Origin of the sequence: Pseudomonas sp. B20(2017), assembly GCF_002113125.1 — a bacterium.
Taxonomy (GTDB): domain Bacteria; phylum Pseudomonadota; class Gammaproteobacteria; order Pseudomonadales; family Pseudomonadaceae; genus Aquipseudomonas.
The window spans coordinates 107,778-133,677 of the sequence record NZ_NEJP01000008.1 but is presented as its reverse complement, the minus strand read 5'-3'; the positions used below and the strand labels follow the sequence as shown (position 1 = coordinate 133,677).

At 60.9% G+C, this 25,900-nt stretch carries 19 protein-coding genes; 11 read left to right on the top strand and 8 right to left on the bottom strand.

Annotated features, from left to right (window positions below):
* Positions 1-170 precede the first annotated feature (170 nt).
* Positions 171-578: a helix-turn-helix transcriptional regulator gene (locus tag CAF63_RS13905; protein WP_085685656.1), complete on the top strand. Its 408-nt coding sequence runs from the start codon at positions 171-173 to the stop codon at positions 576-578.
* A 1-nt stretch (position 579) separates the two neighbouring features.
* A complete protein-coding gene (locus tag CAF63_RS13900; protein WP_085685655.1) occupies positions 580-1,905 on the top strand; it encodes a type II toxin-antitoxin system HipA family toxin in 1,326 nt (441 codons plus the stop codon).
* A 115-nt stretch (positions 1,906-2,020) separates the two neighbouring features.
* Here CAF63_RS13900 and CAF63_RS13895 read toward each other — a convergent pair whose 3' ends face one another.
* The gene (locus tag CAF63_RS13895) at positions 2,021-3,604 is read right to left on the bottom strand and encodes a peptide chain release factor 3 (RefSeq protein WP_085685653.1); all 1,584 of its coding nucleotides are present in this window, start codon (positions 3,602-3,604) and stop codon (positions 2,021-2,023) included.
* Between the two features lie 356 nt (positions 3,605-3,960).
* Between CAF63_RS13895 and CAF63_RS13890 the strand changes: the two genes are divergently transcribed.
* The 5 genes from CAF63_RS13890 to CAF63_RS13870 all read left to right on the top strand — a co-directional run bounded on the left by CAF63_RS13890 (position 3,961) and on the right by CAF63_RS13870 (position 9,129).
* The gene (locus tag CAF63_RS13890) at positions 3,961-4,650 is read left to right on the top strand and encodes an ABC transporter permease (RefSeq protein ID WP_178081289.1); all 690 of its coding nucleotides are present in this window, start codon (positions 3,961-3,963) and stop codon (positions 4,648-4,650) included.
* Positions 4,651-4,671: 21 nt separating this feature from the next.
* A complete protein-coding gene (locus CAF63_RS13885; protein ID WP_085685648.1) occupies positions 4,672-5,565 on the top strand; it encodes a glycine betaine ABC transporter substrate-binding protein in 894 nt (297 codons plus the stop codon).
* 13 nt (positions 5,566-5,578) lie between these two features.
* The gene (locus tag CAF63_RS13880; protein ID WP_007953690.1) at positions 5,579-6,232 is read left to right on the top strand and encodes an ABC transporter permease; all 654 of its coding nucleotides are present in this window, start codon (positions 5,579-5,581) and stop codon (positions 6,230-6,232) included.
* Entirely contained in the window at positions 6,229-7,383 is a 1,155-nt protein-coding gene (locus tag CAF63_RS13875; protein WP_085685646.1) for a betaine/proline/choline family ABC transporter ATP-binding protein, read from the top strand. The genes CAF63_RS13880 and CAF63_RS13875 overlap by 4 nt, the downstream gene beginning before the upstream one ends.
* 582 nt (positions 7,384-7,965) lie before the next feature.
* Positions 7,966-9,129 (top strand): type III PLP-dependent enzyme, encoded by a 1,164-nt coding sequence (locus CAF63_RS13870; protein ID WP_007953693.1) that lies wholly within the window; start codon positions 7,966-7,968, stop codon positions 9,127-9,129.
* Positions 9,130-9,187: 58 nt separating this feature from the next.
* Here CAF63_RS13870 and CAF63_RS13865 read toward each other — a convergent pair whose 3' ends face one another.
* Positions 9,188-9,889 carry a tetratricopeptide repeat protein gene (locus CAF63_RS13865; RefSeq protein ID WP_085685843.1) on the bottom strand — a complete coding sequence of 234 codons (702 nt, stop codon included), beginning with the start codon at positions 9,887-9,889 and terminating at the stop codon, positions 9,188-9,190.
* Between the two features lie 57 nt (positions 9,890-9,946).
* Positions 9,947-10,627, bottom strand: coding sequence for a Fe2+-dependent dioxygenase (locus CAF63_RS13860; protein ID WP_039769208.1), 681 nt, complete (start codon positions 10,625-10,627; stop codon positions 9,947-9,949).
* Between the two features lie 207 nt (positions 10,628-10,834).
* On the opposite strand from CAF63_RS13860, the gene CAF63_RS13855 reads away from it, so the two are divergent.
* Together CAF63_RS13855 and CAF63_RS13850 are read left to right on the top strand one after the other, a co-directional pair.
* Positions 10,835-13,156 carry a TonB-dependent siderophore receptor gene (locus CAF63_RS13855; RefSeq protein ID WP_085685644.1) on the top strand — a complete coding sequence of 774 codons (2,322 nt, stop codon included), beginning with the start codon at positions 10,835-10,837 and terminating at the stop codon, positions 13,154-13,156.
* A 238-nt stretch (positions 13,157-13,394) separates the two neighbouring features.
* The gene (locus CAF63_RS13850; protein WP_085685642.1) at positions 13,395-15,923 is read left to right on the top strand and encodes a sulfite reductase flavoprotein subunit alpha; all 2,529 of its coding nucleotides are present in this window, start codon (positions 13,395-13,397) and stop codon (positions 15,921-15,923) included.
* 121 nt (positions 15,924-16,044) lie between these two features.
* On the opposite strand, the gene CAF63_RS13845 is transcribed toward CAF63_RS13850, so the two are convergent.
* The 4 genes from CAF63_RS13845 to ptsP all read right to left on the bottom strand — a co-directional run bounded on the left by CAF63_RS13845 (position 16,045) and on the right by ptsP (position 23,301).
* Entirely contained in the window at positions 16,045-17,586 is a 1,542-nt protein-coding gene (locus CAF63_RS13845) for an alkaline phosphatase (RefSeq protein WP_085685640.1), read from the bottom strand.
* 167 nt (positions 17,587-17,753) lie between these two features.
* The gene (locus CAF63_RS13840; protein WP_085685638.1) at positions 17,754-19,487 is read right to left on the bottom strand and encodes a PTS fructose-like transporter subunit IIB; all 1,734 of its coding nucleotides are present in this window, start codon (positions 19,485-19,487) and stop codon (positions 17,754-17,756) included.
* Between the two features lie 11 nt (positions 19,488-19,498).
* Positions 19,499-20,440, bottom strand: coding sequence for a 1-phosphofructokinase (gene pfkB, locus CAF63_RS13835; protein ID WP_085685636.1), 942 nt, complete (start codon positions 20,438-20,440; stop codon positions 19,499-19,501).
* Positions 20,440-23,301: a phosphoenolpyruvate--protein phosphotransferase gene (ptsP, locus tag CAF63_RS13830; RefSeq protein WP_085685634.1), complete on the bottom strand. Its 2,862-nt coding sequence runs from the start codon at positions 23,299-23,301 to the stop codon at positions 20,440-20,442. Before ptsP ends, pfkB begins: the two co-directional genes overlap by 1 nt.
* A gap of 306 nt (positions 23,302-23,607) precedes the next feature.
* Here ptsP and cra point away from each other — a divergent pair, with 306 nt between their 5' ends.
* The gene (gene cra, locus CAF63_RS13825; RefSeq protein ID WP_085611303.1) at positions 23,608-24,603 is read left to right on the top strand and encodes a catabolite repressor/activator; all 996 of its coding nucleotides are present in this window, start codon (positions 23,608-23,610) and stop codon (positions 24,601-24,603) included.
* Between the two features lie 3 nt (positions 24,604-24,606).
* Positions 24,607-25,383, top strand: coding sequence for a TatD family hydrolase (locus CAF63_RS13820; protein WP_085685632.1), 777 nt, complete (start codon positions 24,607-24,609; stop codon positions 25,381-25,383).
* On the opposite strand, the gene CAF63_RS13815 is transcribed toward CAF63_RS13820, so the two are convergent.
* Positions 25,384-25,773 carry a hypothetical protein gene (locus tag CAF63_RS13815; RefSeq protein ID WP_085685630.1) on the bottom strand — a complete coding sequence of 130 codons (390 nt, stop codon included), beginning with the start codon at positions 25,771-25,773 and terminating at the stop codon, positions 25,384-25,386.
* Positions 25,774-25,900 lie beyond the last annotated feature (127 nt).

Here is a 25,900-nt window from a genome sequence, read left to right as displayed (position 1 = left end):
AGCTGAGCTATAACACAAAGAAATATTTGCACATGCATGCTTTACATCGCCTAAAGCAAATAAAACTTTCTTTACCAGCTCGAACCACCAGATCTAAAATTCTGCACAATATAAAAAAATATTTCCCTTAAGCCAAAAAAATGGCAATAAAACAAAGGAATATTTGCTTTATGCGAATACAGCGTAAAAGTGATGACGCAATTTCTGCCCAACTGGGCGAGGCCCTGCGCGCGCGCCGCCTGCGCAAGGACATCACACAAGACCAGCTTGCAGAAAGTGTCGGTGTCAGTACTCCCACGATTCAAAAGCTGGAAAAAGGCAAAGGCACCCTACAGCTACTGATCGCAGTGCTACGAGAGTTTGATTCTCTGGACCTGCTCTCCGGCCTGATCGAGCCTCCACGTGCGAGCCCGATGGCTGCGGCTCAGACAGGCAAGACAGGCCGTGTCCGCGCGCTGGGGGCCCTTCGTACCAGTGACGGCCGAATACATGCCTACCAAAGCACTCAACCGCAGGCATCACCAAAAAACAAAGAGCAGGGCAAAGCGAAACCTTTGCTGATACCAAGGAAGAAATGACGTGGCGATAACCGCAGAAGTGTGGATGTGGGATATCAAGGTTGGCGCTGTGCTTTGGGATGAAAGCCAGTCCCCCGCAACAGCAACATTTGAATTCGATCCAGCGTTTACCGAAATCGGACTGGAGATTGCACCACTGACCATGCGAGCAGTGGCAGGCGAGGTGTACGCCTTCCCATCGCTGAACGTTCAGGCTTTCAAATCTCTCCCGCCATGTCTTTCAGATTCGCTTCCCGATGACTTCGGTAACGCAGTGATCGACGCCTGGCTGGCCAAGGAAGGACGCGACCCCAAAAGCTTCACTCCCGTTGAACGATTGCTTTACATCGGCTCCCGAGGCATGGGGGCACTGGAGTTCCGCCCTGCCGTGGACAGAGCCAGGACAAGGATCGAAAAGCTGGAGCTCGACTCTTTGGTGGAGCTTGCCGGACAGATCCTCGAGCAGCGTCAACAGCAGTTTGCCGGGCTGCAACTGGGTCATGAAGACAAGCAGGATGAGCAAGCGCTCAAGCATATGTTTCAGGTGGGTTCATCGGCTGGCGGCCAACGACCGAAGGCAATCATTGCCATCAATGAAAAGACCGGTGAACTTTGCTCGGGACAAATCACGGCACCGGAGGGGTACAGCTATTGGCTGTTCAAGTTCGACGTGCCCAAAGGGGCAAACTCACTGGGTGACCCTGCCGGCTTTGGCCGGGTGGAATACGCCTACCATCTGATGACTGCCGCCTCGGGGATTACCATGACCGAGTGCCGTCTGCACATTGATGGTCCTCGTGCTCACTTCATGACTCGCCGTTTCGACCGGATGGACGATGGTGACAAGATTCACGTGCAAACATTGTGTGCCATGGACATTGCCGACTACACCAAACCAGGCGCGTACTCCTACGAACAAGCGCTGCTCGTAGCGAGGGATCTGAGTCTTCCCAGAGAGGATCACATAGAGCTGTTTCGACGCGCCGTGTTCAATGTGATTGCGCGAAATCAGGACGACCATACTCGAAATATTGCTTTCCAGGTTTGGAGGGACGGGGTTTGGCGCCTGACTCCGGCATATGACATGTGCTGGGCTTATCGCGTCGACTCGCCATGGGTATCCACTCACCAGATGACTATCAATGGGAAAAGGGATGGCTTTACGGTCGAAGACCTGCTCGCACTGGCTAAACAGATCCCCAGGTTGAACGGGCGCAAAATCATTAAGGAAGTTGCCGATTCGGTTCGTCGATGGCGCGAATTCGCAGGTATCGCTGGCATTGAAAATGAAAAATTGATCGAAGAAATTGAACACAGCCACCGGTTGTATCTTGCGGACGACCTGTAAAACAAAAACAAAAAAGCCCTGAAGGCGTAAACCTGCAGGGCTATTCGGTCTGAATAATAAGTTTCAACAGCCCCCGCAGCTTGCGCTGCAGGGATTGAGCACGGTAGATCAGCGCTTAGTGATGCTCACGGGTCGCACGGAATTTCACGTCCGGCCAGCGCTCTTCCATCAGGGCCAGGTTGACGCGGGTCGGCGCGAGGTAGGTCAGGTGACCGCCGCCGTCCAGTGCCAGGTTTTCCACGGCCTTGTTGGAGAATTCCTCCAACTTCTTCTTGTCGCTGCATTCGATCCAGCGCGCGGAGTACACGGTGATCGGCTCGTAGGAGCACTCGACCTTGTATTCCTCTTTCAGGCGGCTGGCGACCACATCGAACTGCAGCACACCGACGGCGCCGAGGATGATGTCGTTGGTGCGCTCCGGGAAGAACACCTGGGTCGCGCCTTCTTCGGCCAGCTGTTGCAGGCCCTGGCGCAGTTGCTTGGATTTCAGCGGATCGCGCAGACGTACGCGGCGGAACAGTTCCGGGGCGAAGTGCGGGATACCGGTGAAGCCCAAAGTTTCGCCTTCGCTGAAGGTGTCGCCGATCTGGATCGTGCCGTGGTTGTGCAGACCGATGATGTCGCCGGCGTACGCCTCTTCCAGCTGTTCACGCTCGGAAGAGAAGAACGTCAGGGCGTCGCCGATGCGCACGTCCTTGCCGGTACGCACGTGACGCATCTTCATGCCTTTCTCGTACTTGCCGGAGCAGATACGCATGAAAGCGATGCGGTCGCGGTGTTTCGGGTCCATGTTCGCCTGGATCTTGAAGATGAAGCCCGAGAACTTCTCCTCCACCGGCTCCACGGTACGCTCGTTGGCCACACGTGGCAGCGGACGCGGGGCCCAGTCGACCACGGCGTCGAGTACGTGATCGACACCGAAGTTGCCCAGTGCCGTACCGAAGAACACCGGGGTCAGCTGACCGTCGAGGAACTCCTGCTGGTTGAACTCGTGGCAGGCGCCCTGCACCAGCTCCAGTTGCTCGAGGAAACGATCGTACTCGTCTCCCAGATGCGCGCGGGCTTCATCGGAATCGAGCTTCTCGATGATCCTGGTTTCGGTGCGTTCGTGACCGTGGCCGGGGGTGTAGACAATGATGTAGTCGTCAGCCAGGTGGTACACACCCTTGAAGTCGCGGTAGCAACCGATCGGCCAAGTGATCGGCGCAGCCTTGATCTTCAGGACGGCTTCGATCTCGTCGAGCAGTTCGATCGGGTCGCGGATGTCACGGTCGAGTTTGTTGATGAAGCTGACGATCGGCGTGTCACGCAGACGGCAGACGTCCATCAGCGCAATGGTACGTGGCTCTACACCTTTACCGCCGTCGAGGACCATCAGAGCCGAGTCCACTGCGGTCAGGGTGCGGTAGGTATCTTCGGAGAAGTCTTCGTGGCCCGGGGTGTCGAGCAGGTTGATCATGTGTTCGCGATACGGGAACTGCATGACCGACGTGGTGATCGAGATGCCCCGCTGCTTTTCCATCTCCATCCAGTCGGATGTCGCGTGGCGGTCGGATTTACGGGATTTCACCGTACCGGCCACAGCAATCGCCTTGCCCATCAGCAAGAGCTTTTCGGTGATGGTGGTTTTACCGGCATCGGGGTGGGAAATAATGGCGAAAGTGCGGCGTTTCGCGACTTCGGCGGCCTGTCTGGTCATGGGAAATCGCCTGGCGGTGATTCAAAAAAGGGCGGCGATTATAGCCCAACTCGGTTCAATAACCGAACCGTTGAGCACATTAAGGGTGGCCAAATGCTGCCTCAGATGGGAACCTTTTAAAGCACGGAGACGTCCATCCCCTGTTACGAATTTTCGTCAGGGGCTGAAAAATCAGCAAGTTAGCCTGACGAGGCTGCGCTCATGGCTCGCTTTCAGACCGCTTTTGCCGGGCTGAAAAAAAGCTGCTTCTCGCGAACGCTGACTCCGGCAGCCAGGCATGGCCTGCCACGCGGAACTGCGTTCGCCGACTATAAAAAAGGAGTCCGCCTGTGGCTATCCGCTATGGCAAAGGGCTGATGGGAGGTGCGGTGGTGATCGCGCTCCTGGCCCTGCTGGTCCACTGGATCGGCATCAACACGATCAAACACTACCGCGACGATTTGTTGTTTTACCTGCAAGCTCATCTGATTCTCGTCCTCGCTTCAATGCTGGCCGCCCTGGTCGTGGGCATTCCCGCCGGTATCTTCCTGAGCCGCCCGACCATGGTCGGCCGCGCCGAACGCTTCATGCAGATCTTCAACATCGGCAACACCGTGCCACCGCTGGCCGTGCTGGCGATTGCCCTGGGGATTCTCGGCATCGGCAGCGGCCCGGCGATCTTCGCTTTGTTCCTCGCCTCGCTTTTGCCGATTGTGCGCAACACCTATGAAGGCCTGAAAAACGTCCAGGGTTCGCTGAAAGAAGCCGCCGTCGGCATCGGCATGACGCCGCGCCAGGTGCTGTGGCAAGTCGAGTTGCCCAACGCCGTGCCGATCATCGTCGGCGGTGTGCGGGTAGCGCTGGCGATCAACGTCGGTACGGCGCCGCTGGCTTTCCTGATCGGCGCCAACAGCCTCGGCAGCCTGATCTTCCCCGGCATTGCCCTGAACAATCAGCCGCAACTGTTGCTCGGCGCCGCGTGCACCGCGCTGCTGGCCCTGCTGCTCGATGGCGTGGTCACCCTCGCCAGCCGTCTCTGGCTGGAACGCGGTTTGCGCCCGTCTTAAGGCTTTTGCGAAGGAATGAACATGAAACGACTTAGCTTGATCTTAGGCTGCGTTCTGCTGTTCGCAGGATTGGCGCAAGCCGCCGAAAAACCGGTGATTCGCCTTGGCGCCCGGGTATTCACCGAGCAGACCCTGCTCGCGGAAATCACCGCCCAATACCTGCGCAGCAAAGGCTACGACGCACAGATCACCGGTGGTCTGGGCAGCAACCTGGCCCGCAGCGCCCACAAAAGCGGGCAGCTGGACATGCTCTGGGAATACACCGGCGTGTCGCTGGTGGCCTACAACCATGTCACCGAAAAACTCGACAGCGAACAGTCCTACGCCCGAGTGAAAGAACTCGACGCGAAAAAAGGCCTGGTCTGGCTCACGCCGTCGAAATTCAGTAACACCTACGCCCTCGCCCTGCCGAAAAAGGTGGCCGAGGAATATCCGCAGATCAGCAATATCAGCCAGTTGAACGACGTGCTGAAGGCTGAAGCCAAGACCAATCACCTGGTCGCGCTGGACACCGAGTTCGCTAACCGCTCCGACGGTCTGGACGGCATGGTCAAGCTCTACGACATGAACCTGACTCGCAAGAACATCCGACAGATGGATGCAGGGCTGGTCTACACCGCACTGCGCAACGGTCAGGTGTTTGCCGGTCTGGTCTACACCACCGACGGTCGTCTCAACGCGTTCGGGCTGAAGCTACTGGAAGACGACAAGCATTACTTCCCGGACTACACCGCCGCGCCAGTCGTGCGTCAGGCCTACCTCGACGCCCACCCGCAACTGGCGGAGCAACTCAAGCCGCTGGCCGAGCTGTTCGACGACGAAACCATGCGCCAGCTCAACGCGCGGGTCGATGTCGATCACGAGAGCCCGTCGAAAGTCGCTGCCGATTTCCTGCGCCAGCATCCACTGAACTAAAGGAGGAAAAGTCATGGAATTTTTGAACGCCTTTTCCCACCTCGACTGGCAGCAGGTGATGCACCTGACCTGGCAGCACATCACCCTGGTCGGCATCGCCGTCAGCCTGGCGATTCTCATCGGCGTGCCGCTGGGCATTTTGATGACGCGCTTCCCGAGTCTCGCTGGCCCGCTACAAGCCAGTGCCACGGTGCTGCTGACCGTGCCGTCGATTGCCCTGTTCGGCCTGCTGCTGCCGTTCTACTCGAAATTCGGCCAGGGCCTCGGCCCGATGCCAGCGATCACCGCCGTGTTCCTTTATTCACTGCTGCCGATCATGCGCAACACCTACCTCGCCCTGACCGGCGTCGAACCGGGCATCCGCGAAGCCGCACGCGGCATCGGCATGACCTTCGGCCAGCGCCTGCGCATGGTCGAGTTGCCGATTGCCGTGCCGGTAATCCTCGCCGGTGTGCGTACCGCCGTGGTGATGAACATCGGCGTGATGACCATCGCCGCGACCATCGGCGCCGGCGGCCTCGGCGTACTGATCCTCGCCTCCATCAGCCGCAGCGACATGTCGATGCTCATCGTCGGCGCGCTGCTGGTCAGTCTTCTGGCGATCTTCGCCGACCTCATTTTGCAGTGGCTGCAACGTTCGCTGACTCCAAAAGGACTCCTCAAATGATCGAACTTCAAAACCTCAGCAAGACCTTCCAAAGTAACGGCAAAGATGTGAAAGCCGTGGACTCGGTAAGCCTGACCGTCAATGAAGGCGAAATCTGTGTGTTCCTCGGGCCATCGGGTTGCGGCAAAAGCACCACGCTGAAAATGATCAACCGCCTGATCAAGCCGACCTCGGGCAAGATCCTGATCAACGGCGAAGACACCACCGACCTCGACGAAGTGACCCTGCGCCGCAACATCGGCTACGTGATCCAGCAGATCGGTCTGTTCCCGAACATGACCATCGAAGAGAACATCGTCGTGGTGCCGAAATTGCTCGGCTGGGACAAACAGAAATGCCACGACCGCGCCCGCGAACTGATGAGCATGATCAAGCTTGAGCCCAAGCAGTATCTGCATCGTTACCCGCGCGAACTGTCCGGCGGCCAGCAGCAACGGATCGGCGTGATCCGCGCGCTGGCGGCGGATGCACCGTTGTTGCTGATGGACGAACCGTTCGGTGCGGTCGACCCGATCAACCGCGAGATGATCCAGAACGAATTTTTCGAGATGCAGCGCGCGCTGAACAAGACCGTGATCATGGTCAGCCACGACATCGACGAAGCGATCAAGCTCGGGGACAAGATCGCGATCTTCCGCGCCGGCAAACTGTTGCAAATCGACCATCCGGATACCTTGCTCGCCCATCCGGCGGACGACTTTGTCAGCAACTTCGTCGGCCAGGACAGCACCCTCAAGCGTCTGCTGCTGGTGAAAGCCGAAGACGCGGCGGACAACGCGCCGTCGGTGAGCCCGGAAACCCCGGTGGCGGATGCGCTGGAGCTGATGGATGAACATGACCGTCGTTATGTGGTGGTCACCTGTGCCGAGAACAAGGCATTGGGTTACGTGCGACGGCGCGACCTGCACCGTCAGACCGGCACCTGTGCGCAATTCCTCCGCGAGTTCAACGCCACGGCTGCATACGACGAGCATTTGCGCATCCTGTTGTCGCGGATGTACGAGTTCAATCGCGCATGGTTGCCGGTGATGGATGCCGAGCGAGTGTTCCTTGGCGAGGTTACGCAAGAGTCGATTGCGGCGTACCTCAGCTCGGGTCGATCGCGGGGGATGAAGACCAATATCGTGTCGCCGGCCGAGGCGGTGGCCTGATCAAAAGCAAAAGGGCTGTTCGACAGCCCTTTTTTTCGACCGCCGGAACCTGAAAGCCGTGATTTTTGTGCCAATGATGAGCCGGCAAGAAATATCAACAGGCAAGAAGGCTGATCCCATCCGCGAACGTCAGCCTTAACCGGCAATTCCCCCCTCATCCCCCCTTCTCGCCGCCAACGTCGCCGATGTTGAAGTGATCGTACTTATCCATGACTTGGCGCGCATCAGCTGCGAACGTGCAGGTATTTTTAACACCTGAAAATTATGGCGGAACATCTGACCGTCATATCGGTCGGCTACAAAGAGTGATATCCGCGACGCACGTCAGAAGCGTGCAAAAACGCGACATTTTTAGTTGATCTCAGGCCCCTCACGCCCTAAAGTTCGCGCCGAACGTCCATGCTGGAAACGATCCATCCGGCTCAAGTACTGACGACGAGACAGCAAGGCCAAGGGCAGCGACCCATGGCCTTTTTGCTTTCGGCGACATGCCTTGGGAAGTAGGCGAACCAAAGTGGGGATACGGAGGGCGTTCATTTGCACCCATTGATTTCACGAGTTTGCCCATAGGAGCTCCCAAGTATGTCGATCCAGGTCGAAGACTATTTCGCGCGCGAAACCTTTCAGAAAATGAAGGCGTTCGCCGACAAACAGGAAACCCCGTTCGTGGTGATCGACACCGCGATGATCGCCCAGGCCTACGATGACCTGCGCGCCGGTTTCGAATTCGCCAAGGTCTACTACGCGGTCAAGGCCAACCCGGCCGTCGAGATCATCGACCTGCTCAAAGAGAAAGGTTCGAGCTTCGACATCGCCTCGATCTATGAGCTGGACAAAGTACTGAGCCGTGGCGTCAGCGCGGACCAGATCAGCTACGGCAACACCATCAAGAAATCCAAGGACATTCGCTACTTCTATGAGAAGGGCGTGCGCCTGTTCGCCACCGACTCGGAAGCCGACCTGCGCAACATCGCCAAAGCCGCACCGGGCGCCAAAGTCTATGTGCGCATCCTGACCGAAGGCTCGACCACGGCCGACTGGCCACTGTCGCGCAAATTCGGCTGCCAGACCGACATGGCCATGGACCTGCTGATCCTCGCCCGCGACCTGGGTCTGGTGCCGTACGGCATCTCGTTCCACGTCGGTTCGCAACAGCGTGACATCAGCGTCTGGGACGCGGCGATCGCCAAGGTCAAAGTGATCTTCGAACGCCTGAAGGAAGAAGACGGCATCCACCTGAAGCTGATCAACATGGGCGGTGGCTTCCCGGCCAACTACATCACCCGCACCAACAGCCTGGAAACCTACGCCGAAGAAATCATCCGCTTCCTGAAGGAAGACTTCGGTGATGACCTGCCGGAAATCATCCTGGAGCCGGGCCGTTCGCTGATTGCCAACGCCGGTATCCTGGTCAGCGAAGTGGTGCTGGTTGCGCGTAAATCCCGTACAGCCGTCGAGCGTTGGGTCTACACCGATGTGGGCAAGTTCTCCGGTCTGATCGAAACCATGGACGAAGCGATCAAGTTCCCGATCTGGACCGAGAAGAAAGGCGAGATGGAAGAAGTCGTCATCGCCGGCCCGACCTGCGACAGCGCCGACATCATGTACGAAAACTACAAGTACGGCCTGCCGCTGAACCTGGCGATCGGTGATCGCCTGTACTGGCTGTCGACCGGTGCGTACACCACCAGTTACAGCGCGGTAGAGTTCAACGGCTTCCCGCCGCTGAAATCGTTCTACGTGTAAATATTGCTGCGGTAAGCAAAAGCCCATGACGTGTCATGGGCTTTTTTGTAGCTGCGATTCAGGCGCTCTGTAACTCGGCGCAACGGTGCGCGTATGCCTGCGCCAGTGCCTGGATTCTCGGATCGGTTGCGCTCGTCAACGTCTGGCTCGCCACGCGCAGGAAATTCAGATTACCGCCGGCCAGCGCTTTCTCCAGCCAGACCAACGCCTCATCAACGCGCCCCTCAGCCGCCAACACCGCCGCGTAGCTGAACTGCCCACGAAAATCCCCGCCTTCGGCCGAGCGTCGATACCAGTCTCGGGCCGCTGCCGGGTTCGCCGGACAAACCTGCCCTTCTTCCAGATATCGCCCGAGCAGGTTCATCGACTTGGCATGCCCGAACTCGGCTGCACGCTGATACAGCGCCATGGCCTGTAGATGATCGACAACTACACCGCGCCCGGTCGCCAGCAGATTGGCGAGGTTGTACATCGCCCAGTCCAGCCCTCCATCGGCGGCAATTCGATAATGTTTTACGGCGTTGGTGGCATCGACCGGACATCCCCAACCGTGTTCATGGCAGCGCCCGAGCATGTTGCGCGCCATCAAATGACCTTGTCCGGCGGCTATTGCAAACCAGCGCAGAGCCAACGGTTGGTCCTGAACAATCCCGTGACCATCGAGCAGGATCTGCCCGAGCAGCGCCTGCGCTTCCAGCACGCCCTCACCCGCCGCCAGCAGAATTGCCTGAGCGGCGCGGGCCGGGCTTTCTTTGAGCATGGCCGTGAGGCGTTCGCCGTCGAGGACTTCTTCGCGACGTAACCGAAAGTCCGCCACTTACACCTCGACCCAACGACGCAGCAGGTTGTGGTAGGTGCCGGTGAGGCGGATCAGCGAAGGGTGATCGGGCATGTCTTGGGTGAGTTGCTGGATCGCACCGTCCATCTCGAACAGCAACGCGCGCTGGCTGTCTTCGCGCACCAGACTTTGAGTCCAGAAGAACGAGGCATAACGCGCGCCGCGAGTGACTGCGTTGACCTTGTGCAGGCTGGTGCCGGGGTACAGCACCATGTCGCCGGCGGGCAGTTTCACCCGTTGGGTGCCGAAGGTGTCCTGGATTTCCAGCTCGCCGCCGTCGTAGTCCTCGGGCTCGCTGAAAAACAGCGTGGCCGACAGATCAGTGCGTACCCGTTCGATGCTGCCCTTGGGCTGGCGCACGGCATTGTCGATGTGAAAATCGAAACTGCCGCCCGCCGTGTAGCAGTTGAGTAACGGCGGAAATACTTTGTGCGGCAGTGCAGCCGACATGAACAGCGGGTTTTTCCACAGGCGTTCAAGCATCGCAGCGCCGATTTCCTTGGCCAGCGGATGGCCTTCGGGTAGTTGCAGATTGTGCTTGGCCTTGGCCGATTGATAGCCGGCGGTGATCTTGCCATCGGCCCAGTCAGCCTGTTCCAGAGCCTCGCGAATACGCTGCACTTCGTCTTTTTCGAACAGCGCGGGGATGTGCAGGAGCATGGCGACGTCACCAAATGGCAAAAAGATGCCAATGGTATTGATTCTTATTGACTGTGTAAAACCCGCTAGACGAATGAACTGGCAAAAACCGTAAGGTTAAATTGTAAAGAATGTAAATTTGTCGCGAATAGTAATGTTTCGCAATTGATACGAATACCTGTTTACCCTATATTCCGCCGCCTCAAATCCTTGGGGAGGGGAATAAAAATGGCACGTCAACTCGCACAATTACCGGTCAGTTCACCACGTCTGCTCGCTTCCGCCATCGGCGTGGCAATCACCGCCGGCTCCGCAGGCCACATGGTGTTCGCCGCCGAAAAAACCGACAGCAAAGCCACCGGCAATGCCATCGCCCTGGACGCCACCGCCATCACCGGCGAAGCCCAGGACTCGACGTCCTACCAAGTCGAGAAAGCCTCCTCGCCCAAGTACACCGCGCCGCTGGTCGACACGCCGCGCTCGGTCACCGTGATCCCGCAGCAAGTGCTGAAAGACACCGGCGCCCTGAACATGCAGGACGCGCTGCGCACCGTGCCGGGCATCACTTTCGGTGCCGGTGAAGGCGGCAACCCGCAGGGCGACCGTCCGTTCATCCGTGGTTTCGACGCCCAGGGCGACACCTACCTCGACGGCGTACGCGACACCGGCTCCCAGAGCCGCGAAATCTTCGCCGTGGAAAACATCGAAGTCAGCAAGGGCCCGAACTCCGCCATCGGCGGTCGCGGCGCGGCGGGCGGCAGCATCAACCTGGTGAGCAAGAAAGCGCACCTGGGCAACTCGTTCGACGGCGGCTTCACCTGGGGCTCCGACCAGACCCAGCGTTACACGATGGATGGCAACTACCAGTTCAGCGACACCGCAGCTGGCCGTCTGAACCTGATGAGCCACGAGAGCAACGTCGCCGGGCGCGACAAGGTCGACTACGACCGTTGGGGCATCGCGCCGTCCCTGGCCTTCGGCCTGGGCACCGACACTCGCGTCAACCTCGATTACTACCATCTCGAAAGCAACGACACCCCTGATTCGGGCATTCCCTACACCATTCCGGCCGGCGGCTCGGCGGCGCGTACCAAGTCCAATCCGGACAAGCCGTACGCCGGCGGCGATCACAGCAACTTCTACGGTCTGGATCGCGATTTCCGCAAAGGCCGCACCGACACCGCGACCTTCGCCATCGAACATGACCTGAGCGACTCGCTGACCATCAAGAACACCCTGCGTCACGGCACCAGCATGCAGGATTACATCCTGACCCAGCCGGACGACAGCAAGGGCAACGTCAACAACGGCAGCGTCTGGCGTCGTGCGAACACTCGTGTGAGCAACACCGAGACCACCACCAACCAGACCGACCTGTTCGGCAACTTCTACGTTGCCGGCTTCAAGAACAGCTTCTCCACCGGTGTCGAATACACCCGTGAGGAAAGCAGCAAATCCTCGTACAACGTCAACACCGACACCACGCCGCGCACCTCGGCGGTGACCACCAACTGCAACCCGGGCCTGATCGGCGCTGCCAGCGGCTACAACTGCACCTCGCTGTCGAACCCGAACCCGAACGATCCGTGGAACGGCGCGATCTCGCGCAACTACGCCGGCACCGATACCCAGTCCGATACTTACGCGCTGTATGTGTTCGACACCCTGGAGCTGTCCGAGCAATGGCTGGTGAACATGGGTCTGCGTTACGACCACTTCGAAACGGGCTACAACACCTACAACAACGCTGGCCGCACCACCTCCAAGGGTTCGGACACCAGCGAGTTCGTCACCGGTCAGTTCGGCATCGTCTACAAACCGGCCGAGAACGGCAGCATCTATGCGTCCTACGCCACCTCCGCCACACCGCCGGGCAACACCCTGGGTGAAGGTCAGGAAGGCAACCCGCTGGGCGGCACGCCGGATCGTAACGGCAACCTGCTCAAGAGCGACATGGAGCCGGAAACCACCAAGAACTACGAAATCGGTACCAAGTGGGATTTGCTGAACGATCGCCTGTCGCTGACCGCCGACATCTTCCGCACCGAGAAAGAAAACGCGCGTGTTCAGGTGGATACCACCTCGTACGAAAACGCCGGCAAGACGCGTGTACAAGGTATCGAGCTGTCCGCCAGCGGCAAGATCACCGACAAGTGGCAAGTGTTCGCCGGTTACGCCTACATGGATAGCGAACAGGTTGACGGTGGTGACCTGCCGGCCAACAAGGCCAACAACGGTAACGAGCTGCCTAACACGCCGAAAAACAGCGCCAGCCTGTGGACCACTTACCAGGTCACGCCGAAGCTGACCATCGGTGGCGGTGCGTTCTACGTGGATGACGTATTCGGCAACGTGGCCAACACCACCATGGTCGATTCCTACGTTCGCTACGACGCAATGGCGGCGTACAAGCTGAGCAAGAACGTCGACCTGCAACTGAACGTGCAGAACCTGACCAACGAGACCTACTACGACAAGGCCTTCTCGACTCACTTCGCCAACCAGGCGGCGGGCCGTACGGCATTGCTGAGCACCAACTTCCACTTCTGATCGATGTGGAAACCTGTGGGAGCGAGCTTGCTCGCGAAAGCGGTGGGTCAGTGACGTAGATGCTGACTGATACGACGCCTTCGCGAGCAAGCTCGCTCCCACAAGGTATGCGCCCACAAGGCTCGGCCCCGTTCATTCATTTGAGCGGGGCTTTTGTGCGTAATAAAGAACGTTTCTCGATAGGCCACGGCATAATGCACGCCGTGAACACAATTACCGAACGGACAAGGCAAGCGACGTGTTGAAGAAAACCCTGTTCCAGTTGCACTGGTTTTTTGGCATCACTGCCGGGCTGGTGCTGGCCCTGATGGGCATCACCGGCGCTGCCTATTCGTTCCAGGACGAAATTCTCAAAGCCCTCAACCCATCGGTGTTGCAGGTCGAGAAACAGGTTGCCGGCGTCCTGCCGCCCGCCGATCTGGTGGCGCAGATCGAAGCCGCCTCGGGCAAGAAAGTCTCGATGCTCTCGGTCGAAACCGAAAGCGGCAGCGCCGGACGCGTCTGGTTCACCCCGCCCAAAGGCGAACGCCGGGGCGAGATGCGCTACTTCGATCCCTACACCGCCGAGTTCAAGGGCGACGCCACCGGCCAGGACTTCTTCGGCCTGATGCTGCAGCTGCACCGGTTCCTCGCCATGGGCGATACCGGTCGCAACATCACCGGCGCCTGCACCCTGATGCTGCTGTTCTTCTGCCTCTCGGGCCTATACCTGCGCTGGCCGCGCCAGTGGAACAGCTGGCGTGTGTGGCTGACGCTCGACTGGAAGAAAAAGGGCCGCAGCTTCAACTGGGATCTGCACTCGGTGCTCGGCACCTGGTGCATGCTGGTTTACCTGCTGCTGGCACTGACCGGACTGTCCTGGTCCTACGAGTGGTACAACAAGGGCCTGACCAAATTGCTTTCCGATGCGCCGCAAAACGAGCGCGTGCGGGGCGGTCGTGGCCCGGCCCCCGAAGGTCCGGCGCCGACTGCCGATTACGCCGCGATGTGGCTCAGCATCTACAGCACCGCAGGCCCGGGCCTCGCTTCCTACAACATCCGCATGCCGCCGGTGGCCGGCCAACCGGCGACCGTGTTCTATCTGCTCGACAGCTCGCCCCATGACCGCGCGCTGAACCAGATCACCCTCGACCCGGCCACCGGCGTCGTCAAACGCGTCGACCGCTACGCCGACAAGAGCTTCAAGGCGCAATTACTGACCAGCATTTACGCGTTGCATGTCGGCAGCTATTTCGGCCTGGTCGGGCGGATCATCGTCACCGTCGCGGCGGTGTTGATGCCGCTGTTCTTCATCACCGGCTGGTTGCTGTATCTGGATCGCCGCCGCAAGAAAAAGCAGATCAAGGATGCCCGCAAAGGCCTCGACCAACCGGCCGGCGATACGCCGGCGTGGCTGATCGGCTTTGCCAGCCAGAGCGGTTTTGCCGAGCAACTGGCGTGGCAGACCGCCGGCCAGTTGCAGGCGGCCGGGTTGCCGGTGAAGGTGCAGCCGCTGGCCAATGTCAGCGAGCAGGATCTGCGCGAATCGAACAACGCGCTGTTCGTGGTCAGCACCTTCGGCGACGGCGAAGCGCCGGACAGCGCTCGCGGTTTCGAGCGCAAGGTGTTGAAGAACGCCTCGACCCTCGACAGCCTCAACTACGCGGTGCTCGGCCTCGGCGACCGTCAGTATCAACACTTCTGCGGTTTCGCCCGACGCCTGCATCAATGGCTGGGCGAACACGGCGGCAAGACCCTGTTCGCCCCGGTCGAAGTCGACAGCGGCGATCCTTACGCCTTGCGTCACTGGCAGACCCAGCTCGGCCTGCTCACCGGGCAAGCACCGGTCGACACCTGGCAGGCACCGAGCTACGAGAACTGGACACTGGTGCGCCGCGAGCTGATGAACCCGGACAGCGCCGGCGCCCCGGTTTTCCTGCTCGGCCTGACCGCGCCGACTTCTCGCAGCTGGCTGGCCGGTGACCTGGTGGAAGTGCTGCCGCGCAACTGCCCGTGGGCGATCGAGCATTTCCTCGACGGCCTCGGCATCCGTGGTGAAACCAGCGTCAAGGTCAACGGCCTGGAAGAGCCGCTGGAAATGGCCCTCGCCAGCCGCCAATTGCCCGAGCACCGCGCCCATCTGGTGGGCTTGCACGCTCAGGCGCTGGTCGATGCAATGGTGCCGCTGGCCATGCGCGAATACTCGATTGCCTCGATTGCCGCCGACGGCGTGCTGGAGCTGATCGTGCGTCAGGAACAGCATGCCGACGGCAACCTCGGCATCGGCTCCGGCTGGCTGACCGAGCATGCTCCGGTCGGCGGCAGCATCAGCCTGCGGGTCCGCCGCAACAGCGGTTTCCATCTGCCGAACGCACCGGTGCCGATGATCCTGCTGGGCAACGGCACCGGCCTCGCCGGGCTGCGCAGCTTGCTCAAGGCGCGGATCGCCGACAATCAACAACGCCACTGGCTGCTGTTTGGCGAACGCAATCGCGAGCACGACTTCCTCTGTCGTGCGGAGCTGGAAGAGTGGTTGATCAATGGCGATCTGGAACGCCTCGATCTGGCGTTCTCGCGGGATCAGGCCGAGAAAATTTACGTGCAGGATCGCCTGCGCGAATCGGCCGACGAGTTGAAGAAATGGCTGGCGGACGGTGCGGTGATCTACATCTGCGGCAGCCTTCAAGGCATGGCGTCGGGCGTGGATCAGGTGCTCAATGAAGTGCTGGGCGCCGCCGAAGTCGAGCGCCTGATCGAACAGGGTCGCTATCGCCGCGACGTTTACTGACCACACATGACAAATGTGGGAGCGAGCTTGCTCGCGATGACGGTTTTACATTCAACACATTCGTTGTCTGTTACACCGCTATCGCGAGCAAGCTCGCTCCCACAAATTGTTTGCGGTGAACTCAAGTCGGTTGCAGTTTTTGCTCAAACACCGCAACACCCTCCAGATCCCGCAACACCACGCTCATCTCCCCGCTCTGCCCGTCAATATTCACCTCTCCGAAAAACTGAAACCCGGCAAACGGCGAGGCGTTCTGCACTGCCGGCGCCTTCTCGAACACCACCTGCGGGCCAAAGGTCTTGTCCAGCGGATTGGGGCCGAAACTGCCGGCGTTCAGCGGCCCTGCGACAAACTCCCAGAACGGTTCGAAATCCTGGAACGCCGCGCGATCCGGGTGATAGTGATGCGCCGCGCAGTAATGCACGTCCGCCGTCAGGAACACGAAATTGCGCACTTGCTGTGCACGCAAAAAGCCCAGCAGCTCGGCGATTTCCAGTTCGCGTCCCTGCGCCGGACCGGGATCGCCGTTGGCCACCGCTTCCCAACGCGGCACACCGGGACTAACCTCGCCATCAGGTACACCAAGACCGATCGGCATGTCGGCGGCGATGACTTTCCACTGGGCTTTCGAGGCCTTCAATCCGCGTTTGAGCCAGTTCAGTTGCTCGCGTCCGAGGAACGGTTTTTCCGCCCCGAGATTGTCGTCGTTGGCGCCGCGATAACTGCGCATGTCGAGCACGAACACATCGAGCATTGGTCCGTAGCTCAGCTTGCGATAGATCCGCCCGCCACCATCCGCTGCCTGACGGCGCATCGGCGAATATTCGAGCCAGGCCTGACGCGCACGGCCGACCAGGGTGTGGATATTTTTTTCCTGATAGCGCTCGTCGAGCTGCTTGCCCGGCGACCAGTTGTTGACCACTTCATGATCGTCCCATTGCCAGATCTGCGGCACTTCGGCGTTGAAGCGACGGACGTTTTCATCCATCAGGTTGTAGCGGTAATTGCCGCGATAATCGTCGAGGGTCTGGGCGACCTTGCTCTTGGCTTCGGTGGTGAGGTTGCGCCAGATCCGGCCACCTTCAGTGGTCAGTTGCGCCGGCACCGGGCCGTCGGCGTAGATGGTGTCGCCGCTGTGGATAAAGAAGTCCGGCAGGCGCATGCGCATGGCTTCATAGATGCGCATGCCGCCGATATCGGGGTTGATGCCGAAGCCCTGGCCAACGGTGTCGCCGCTCCAGACAAATCGAATATGGCGCCGTGCCGTCGGTGCGCTGCGCAGGTGGCCGAGCCATGGTTCGCTGGCAACTCCGGTGCGGGCGTCCTTGAAATACACGCGGTAGAAAATCGCCTGATCGGCGGGCAACCCGGTGAGTTCGACGCGGGCGGTGAAATCGCTGCGGGCATCGGCCAGCGTGGAAACGACACGGCGCGGATGGCGGAACTGGCTGCGGGTGTCCCACTCCACCACCATCTGCGCCGGGCGGTCGGCGCGGCTCCAGATCATCGCCCGATCACCCTGCAAGTCGCCGGATTGCACGCCGTCAGTGAGTTGCGGTCGATCCTTGACCGACGCGATCACCGCCGGCGCCAGCCCCGGCATCAACAGCCCGGCGCCGACGGTTTGTATAAGCCGACGGCGACCGAGTTTGAAATCGCTCATGGTGTTCTCCCTGAAAAAAGGAAAACTTAAGCACGGGATCATGAATTGGGGATGACAACCTGTTTCCTGTGGGAGCGGGCTTGCTCGCGAAGGCGTCGGATCAGTCAACACATCTGTTGAAGGTCAAACCGCATTCGCGAGCAAGCCCGCTCCCACAAAGAATGGTGTCAAGCTTTCGCGGGTTCCATTGCCAGTTCCACGGCCTCCGGCCGCTTGACCAGCGCATACACCACCGCCGTCAGCAGGCTGCCCGCGACAATCGCCAGCAAGTACAGCAGCGCATGGTTGATCGCGTTCGGAATCGCCAGCACGAACAAACCACCGTGAGGCGCCATCAGTTTGCAGCCGAAGTACATCGACAACGCACCGGTCAGCGCACCGCCGGCAATGCTCGCCGGGATCACCCGCAACGGGTCTTTCGCGGCAAATGGAATCGCCCCTTCGGAGATAAAGCACAACCCGAGCACCAGCGCTGCTTTGCCCGCCTCGCGTTCAGTCTGGGCGAACTTGCGTCGGGCGATGAACGTGGCGATACCGAGACCGATCGGCGGCACCATGCCGGCGGCCATGGTCGCGGCCATCGGTGCATAACTCTGCGAGGCCAGCAGCCCCACCGAGAACGCATAGGCAGCCTTGTTGATCGGCCCGCCGAGGTCGACGCACATCATGCCGCCCAGCAGCACACCGAGCAGGATCGCGTTGGTGGTGCCCATGCTGTCGAGAAAATGCGTCAGCGCCGCGAGCATCCCGGCCACCGGTTTGCCGACCACGTAGATCATCACCAGCCCGGTGAACAGACTGGCGAACAACGGGATGATCAGAATCGGCTTCAGCGCTTCCAGACTTTGCGGCAGCGCCACATACCGACTGATCGCCTTGGCCGCATACCCTGCGATAAACCCGGCGACGATTCCGCCGATGAAGCCGGCGCCCAGGGTGCTCGCCAGCAAACCGCCGATCATGCCCGGCGCGAGTCCGGGGCGGTCGGCAATCGACCAGGCGATGTAACCGGCCAGCAGCGGCACCATCAATTTGAACGCGGTCTCGCCACCGATCTGCATCAGCGCCGCCGCCAGCGTGCCCTCTTCCTTGAACGCGGTGATGCCGAACACGAACGACAAGGCGATCATCAGACCGCCCGCCACCACCATCGGCAGCATGAACGACACACCCGTCAGCAGGTGTTTGTAGACGCCGCTTTTCTCTTGCTTGGCCGGGGCCTTGCCGTCGCTCGCAGCGCTTTCCTGCTTGCCTTCGGTCAAAGCTTTTTTCAGCGTGGCTTCGGATTGCTTCAACGCGATCCCGGTGCCGCAGCGATAGATTTTCTTGCCGGCGAAACGCTCGGTGGCGACTTCAATGTCAGCCGCCAGCAGCACCACGTCAGCCTCGGCGATTGCTGCCGCGCTCAGTGGATTTCGCGCGCCGACCGAACCCTGGGTTTCGACTTGCAGGTCGTAGCCCAGACGCTTGGCGGCTTGCTGCAAGGCTTCGGCGGCCATGAAGGTGTGGGCGACGCCGGTCGGGCACGCAGTGACCGCGACCAGACGCGGCGCTTGCGCGCTGGCAACCACGGGCGGCGTTTCGGCAGCGACGTAAACCTCGGCCTCGACAGCGCCACGCCGCAGTACTTCTTCGACATCCTGCAGGGCTTGCGCCGGCGCAATCCGAAAGACTTTCTTGCCGATGAACCGGGTCATGTCCACAGTTCCGGTGGCCACCAGCAACACCCACTCGGCGGCCTCGATGGTGGCCGCCGACAACTCGCGTTCCGGGTGCGCCGCATCCACCACTTCGACGCTGGTGCTCCAGCCCTGACGCTGGGCCGCGGCATCCAGCAGCCGGGCGCACAGCACACTGGTGACCATGCCGTTCGGGCAGGCCGTGACAATGGCTAATTTCATGACAAACCCTCTTATTGTTCTGTCAGGGGGCGCACGCGCACGCCCTGTTCGAGCTGCGTCAGTTGCGCAGCGTCGTGAATACCGAAACCGATCTGGGTCACCGCCTGTGCCGCAATGGCGGTGGCCGTGCGCAGGGTTTGTTCCGGCGTGTCGGCGCTGAGCAGACCGTGAAGCATGCCGGCCAGCAACGAATCGCCGGCACCGACCGTGCTGGCGACGCTGACCTTCGGCGGCGTCGCATGCAGCGCCGAGCCGACGCTGAACCAGTTCACACCTTCGGCGCCGTGGGAAATCACCACATGCTCGATGCCCTGAGCGTGCAACCGATTGGCCGCTTCGGCCTGAGACGCGTGGGACAGCACTTCACAGCCCAGCGCATCCGCCAGTTCTTCGGTATTCGGCTTGATCAGCCACGGGCCGGCCTTGAGGGCCGCGCGCAAGGCGTCGCCGCTGGTGTCCAGGGCGACTTTCAGGCCCAACGCTTTCAAGCGCTCGACCAGTTCGCGCAACCACTGCGCGGTGACTCCGCGCGGCAGACTACCGGCGACCACCACCGCGTCATGCCCCGGCGCGATCTGCACCAGACGATCCAGCAACGCCTGTTGCGCCACCACGCCCACTATCGGGCCCGGGCCGTTGATGTCGGTAATGCGGCCGTCCTTTTCCGCGACCTTGATGTTGCTGCGGGTCTCGCCGGGCACCCGGATAAACGCATCGGTGAAACTGCGCCTGGCGAACAGGGTTTCGAATGCCTGCAGATTGTCTTCGCCGAGAAAGCCGCTGACCGTCAGTTGATGACCGAGGTCGGCCAGCACTTGCGCGACATTGACGCCCTTGCCGGCGGCATGGGTGTGCATCTCGTCGCTGCGGTTGACCTGACCGGCATCAAGACGTGACAACTGCACCGTGAGGTCCAGCGCCGGGTTGAGGGTCAGGGTGAGAATCTTGGCCATTACAGGGCCTCCACTAATGCGCGCACTTCGTTGGCGCTGCCCACGGCCAGGGCTTGTTGAGCAAGGGTTTTCGTCTGGGTCAGGCTAAGTTCGCGGATGCGTGCCTTGACCTCGGCGATGCTGCGCCCGGACACGCTCAGTTCATCCACACCAAGGCCGACCAGCACCGGCACCGCCAGCGGATCCGCTGCCAGTTCGCCGCACACACCGACCCATTTGCCATGGGCATGGGCCGCGCGCACGGTGATGTCGATCAGTTGCAGCACTGCCGGGTGCAGGCCGTCCGCCTGGGCGGACAGGGTCGGGTGACCACGGTCGATCGCCAGCGTGTACTGAGTCAGGTCGTTGGTGCCGACGCTGAAGAAATCCACTTCTTTGGCCAACACCGGCGCCAGCAGTGCGGCGGACGGCACTTCGATCATGATCCCCAGTTGCAGATCGGCCACCGGGATTTCCAGGCGCAGGCGTTCGGTCATGTCGCGGGCCTGACGCCACTCTTCGACGCTGCCGACCATCGGGAACATGATCCGCAATGGACGGTTGTCCGCCGAGCGCAGCAAGGCGCGCAACTGCGCTTCCATGATTTGCGGACGCTGCAAGGTCAGACGAATCCCGCGCACGCCGAGGAACGGGTTTTCTTCCTTGGCGATCGGCCAATACGGCAGCGGTTTGTCGCCGCCGACATCAAGGGTGCGCACCACCAGCGGCCGACCGGCGAGACCATCGAGGACGCGGCGGTATTCGGCTTCCTGAGTCGCCTCGTCCGGCACTTGCGGATGGGCCATGAAAATCAGTTCTGTGCGCAACAGGCCGATGCCTTCGGCGCCCTGCTCCACCGCGCTGGTGACGCCAGCGCTTTCACCGATGTTAGCGAACACTTCCACGGCGTGACCGTCGGTGGTGTGCGCCGGTTGATGACGTTGTTCGGCGGCGGCTTTCAGGCGTTGTTCGCGGGTGTCGCGTTCCTCGCTGGCGCGTTGCAGGGTCGCGGCATCCGCGTCCACATGCAGGCGACCTCGCTGGCCGTCGAGCAGCAACGGCGTGCCCGGTTTCAGCAGCAACACCGCAGCGCCCGCGCCGACCAACGCCGGAATCCCCAGTGCGCGAGCCACGATGGCGCTGTGAGCGGTGGCGCCGCCGCGTGCGGTAAGAATCCCCGCGACCCGCGCCGGATCCAGCCGCGCGACGTCGGACGGACCGACCTCATCCATCACCAGAATGTACGGTTGTTCAGGCTCGGCGGGCGTCTGCACGCCACACAGTTGCGCCAGCACCCGGCGACCAATGTCGCGCAGGTCGGCGGCGCGTTCGGCGAGCAACGCGTCCTGCAATGCTTCCTGTTGTTTTGCGGCGGCCTCGATCACGGCCATCCAGGCTGCTTCGGCGCTTTCGCCCTGCTTGAGGCGGGTGTCGACTTCGTCGGTGAGTTCCGGGTCGTCGAGCATTTCCTGGTGGGTGATGAAAATCTCGCGGATCGCCTTGGCCTTGCTGCGCTCGATCAGGCCCTGAATGTCCTGACGCACGTCGGCCAGCGCGTGCTTGAGACGCTCGCGCTCGATGGAGGCGGATTCGCCGCGCAACGGGTAATCGATGGTTTGCTGGACCTGAATGTGCGCCGGGCCGATGGCGATGCCGGGGGCGGCGGGAATCGCTTGCAGCAGGCTGCCGGAAGCCGGGGCGCTCAGGACTTCGGCGATGTCGGCGATTACTTCACGCTGCTGACTCACGGCCGGCAGCGGTTCGACTTCTTCGCCGAGGCCTTCTTCGATGGCAGCCAACAATGCCGGCAACGCATCGGCGGCGACGCTCGGTTCGGCAATGATTTCCAGCACCTGGCCGCGACGAGCGCCAAGGCTCAGCAGTTTGCTCAGGCTCTTCACCGATACGGCGCTGTCCTGACCGTCGACGATGCGCACACGGATTTCACCGTCAAAACTTTTCGCCAGTTGCGCGAGGATTTTCGCCGGCCGCGCGTGCAGGCCATGGGCGTTGGCCAGTGCGATACGTGCGCTCGGCCAATCGGCCGGCAATTCGCCGCCGAGCACTTCGAGGACTTTGCGGCTGCTGGTGGCGCGGCCCAGTTCATGGCCGCGACCTTCGATCAGCAACGCGCACAAACGCTCGAGCAACGCCTGATGCGCTTCACCGAGACTGGCCAGACAGAACAGACCGCTGAGCGGCTGGCCGAGGTAGCGCATCGGTTTGTCCGGTGTGACGAACGCCAGGCCCGGACGCTTCACGGTCTGCTCGCTGTGCAGCCACCACAGGCCATCGCCCAGCGGCAGCGCTTCGACTTGCTGCAACACGCCGGCGAACCCGTTGCTCACGCAATCGGCCTGGCGCAGCAGACGCGCACCACGCCAGACCAGTTCTTCGAAATCGTCGGCGGAGACCCCGAGGCCGATCATCTGTGCATCCAGCGCCAGCTCTTGCGGCGCGCCTTGCAGCAGTTTCAGCAGCGCTTCGGGCGAGCTCGCGCGGCGCAGGGCCTGGCCCAGATCGGTCTCGCCGAGGGCGCGGGTCAGCAATTGCAGCAGGCGCAGGTGTTCGTCGGATTTGGCGGCGATGCCGATGGCCAGATAAACGATCTGGCCATCGCCCCAGTCCACGCCGTCGGGGAACTGCATCAGACGCACGCCGGTGGCGAACACCTGATCACGGGTTTCGGGCGTGCCGTGGGGGATCGCAATGCCTTGGCCGAGGAAGGTCGAGCCCTGAGCCTCCCGGGCCTGCAGGCCGGCGAGGTATCCGTCGGCGACGAGGCCATCGGCGACCAGATGACTGGCCAGCAATTGCAAAGCGGCGGGTTTATCCACAGCCGACTGGCCCATGGATATCTGCTCTACAGTGAGCTCGAGCATGCGATCTCCTTTTTGGCGTCGTGTAACGCCAGGTATTGTTTTGAATGGTTGCAGCTTAGGCGCTATGGGCCATCCTTTTCAGGAGGCAGTTTTGGCGGTTTCACGGCAGAACCGGCCAAAGGCGTCTAAAACGTAGAAAATACGCTTGCTGAAACGTTTAATCTAGATTGATCGGCACGTTACTCGATAATGTCCCATCCTTGAAGTCCAACTTGTCGGATGCGCTGCGACAATAGTCGCCTGCCTGAATCGGGTAGGATTGGCGAAAATGTCGCGGCAAGCTCGAAAAAACAAGGAAATCCCGGGTTGAAACTCAGTGATATCGCGCGGTTGGCCGGAGTGTCCGTGACCACCGCCAGCTACGTCATCAACGGCAAGGCCGAACAGCAACGCATCAGCAACGCCACCGTCGAGCGGGTGCGGGCGGTGGTCGATCTGCACGGCTTTACCCCCAATCCACAGGCGGCCGGGCTGCGCAGTCGGCACACCCGTACCCTGGGTTTTATCCTGCCGGATCTGGAAAACCCCAGTTACGCGCGGATCGCCAAACTGCTGGAGCAAGGCGCACGGGCACGCGGCTATCAATTGCTGATCGCCAGCTCCGACGATGCGCCGGACAGTGAACGGCAACTGCTGCAACTGTTCCGCGCCCGACGCTGCGATGCGTTGATCGTCGCCAGTTGCCTGCCGGCGGGTGACGACAGTTATCGCCAGTTGCAGGCCAAGGGCTTGCCGATCATTGCCATCGACCGGGTGATGGATGCCGAGCATTTCTGCTCGGTGGTCAGCGATGACCGCGAAGCCAGCCTGCACCTGACCGAAAGCCTGCTAGACCCGCAGCCGAAACAGATCGTGCTGCTGGGCGCGCGTCCGGAACTGAGTATCAGCCAGGAACGTGCAGCCGGCTTCAAGCAAGCCCTCGCCGGGTTCAAGGGCGAGGTACTGATCGAGCACGCCGAGTCCTTTAGCCGCGAGTGCGGCAAGCAATTGATGGAAGAACTCCTGCAACGCCTCGGGCATTTGCCGGACGCGCTGGTGACCACGTCCTACGTGTTGCTGCAGGGCGTGTTCGACGCGCTGCATGACTTCCCGCTCAAATCCCGCCCGCTGCGCCTCGGCACATTCGGCGACACCCAGTTGCTCGACTTTCTGCCGCTGCCGGTCAACGCCATGGCCCAGCAGCACCAGTTGATCGCCGACAAGGCGCTGGAACTGGCGCTGGCGGCGGTCGAGCAATCGGATTACCAACCTGGCGTGCAGGCCATCGCCCGTACCTTCAAGCAGCGTATTCACCGGGACTGAGCCGTGGAGCTGATCGACAGCCACACCCATCTGGACTTCCCCGACTTCGACGCCGACCGCGCGGCGCTGCTGAGCGAAAGCCGTGCCCTCGGCGTGCGGCGAATGGTGGTGCTCGGGGTCTACGAAGGGAACTGGCAGCGAGTGTGGGATCTGGTGCAAAGCGATGCCGATCTGTACGCGGCCTTCGGATTGCACCCGGTCTATCTCGATCAGCATCGGCCTGAAGACCTGCTTGCTCTGGGCGATTGGCTGACACGGCTGAAGGGGCATCGGCAGCTGTGCGCGGTCGGCGAAATCGGTCTGGATTACTTCATCGAAACCCTCGACCGCGAACGCCAGCAAGCGCTGTTCGAGGCGCAGCTGCAACTGGCGGCGGATTTCGAACTGCCGGCATTGATCCATGTGCGGCGCAGCCATGCGGCGGTGATTGCCACGCTCAAGCGCTTCAAACTCAAACGCGCCGGGATCATCCACGCCTTCGCCGGCAGTCGTGAAGAAGCGCGGGAATACATCAAGCTCGGTTTCAAACTCGGCCTCGGTGGTGCACCGACCTGGCCACAGGCGTTGCGCATGCACCGGGTGTTGGCCGACTTGCCGCTGAATTCGGTGGTGCTGGAAACCGACTCTCCGGACATGGCGCCCGCCATGTTCCCCGGCATTCGCAATACGCCGGCGCATCTACCGGCGATTTGCGCCTCACTGGCCGCGTTGATGAACATCAGTGCACAAGAACTCGCCGCCGCCAGTACCGCCAACAGCTGCGACGTGTTCGGCTGGTAGTCAGTCGGCGTGGGCCTTGGCCGCGTCGAGAATCAGGGTCAGGTGCTGACGGTGCCGGGCATAACGAATCACCGCGAAGTACACGAAAATCGCGATCAGCGAGGCGTTCAACTGCTCGGTGACGCTGAGCAGCCCTACCCATTCCATTACCAAGGCCACCAGCAAAGCGGTGCACACCGTCACCAGCGCACTGGCGCGCAACAACCCCAGTGAATCCAGCGAGCGGAAGCGCTTTATCTGTTTCGGACAGCGCAGCTCAAGGGCTTTCTGGCAGTGAGCACACGTGAACGGTTCGTGGATGGAAATGGCATTGAGCTGCCAGGGTTTGAGCACCAGCGTGGTCTGGCAGTGGGCGCAGCGGCCCTGGACGCCCAGGGTGGCGACGGACATGTGCGATCTCCTCCAAGTGGTCAATGAATTGATCTTGGTTCATTGAAGCCGAAAAACCAGCGCCTGGAGGAAAACAGGATTGGGCTTACAGATGTAGGCAAAAAAGTACTACAAGCCATTCCGAAAA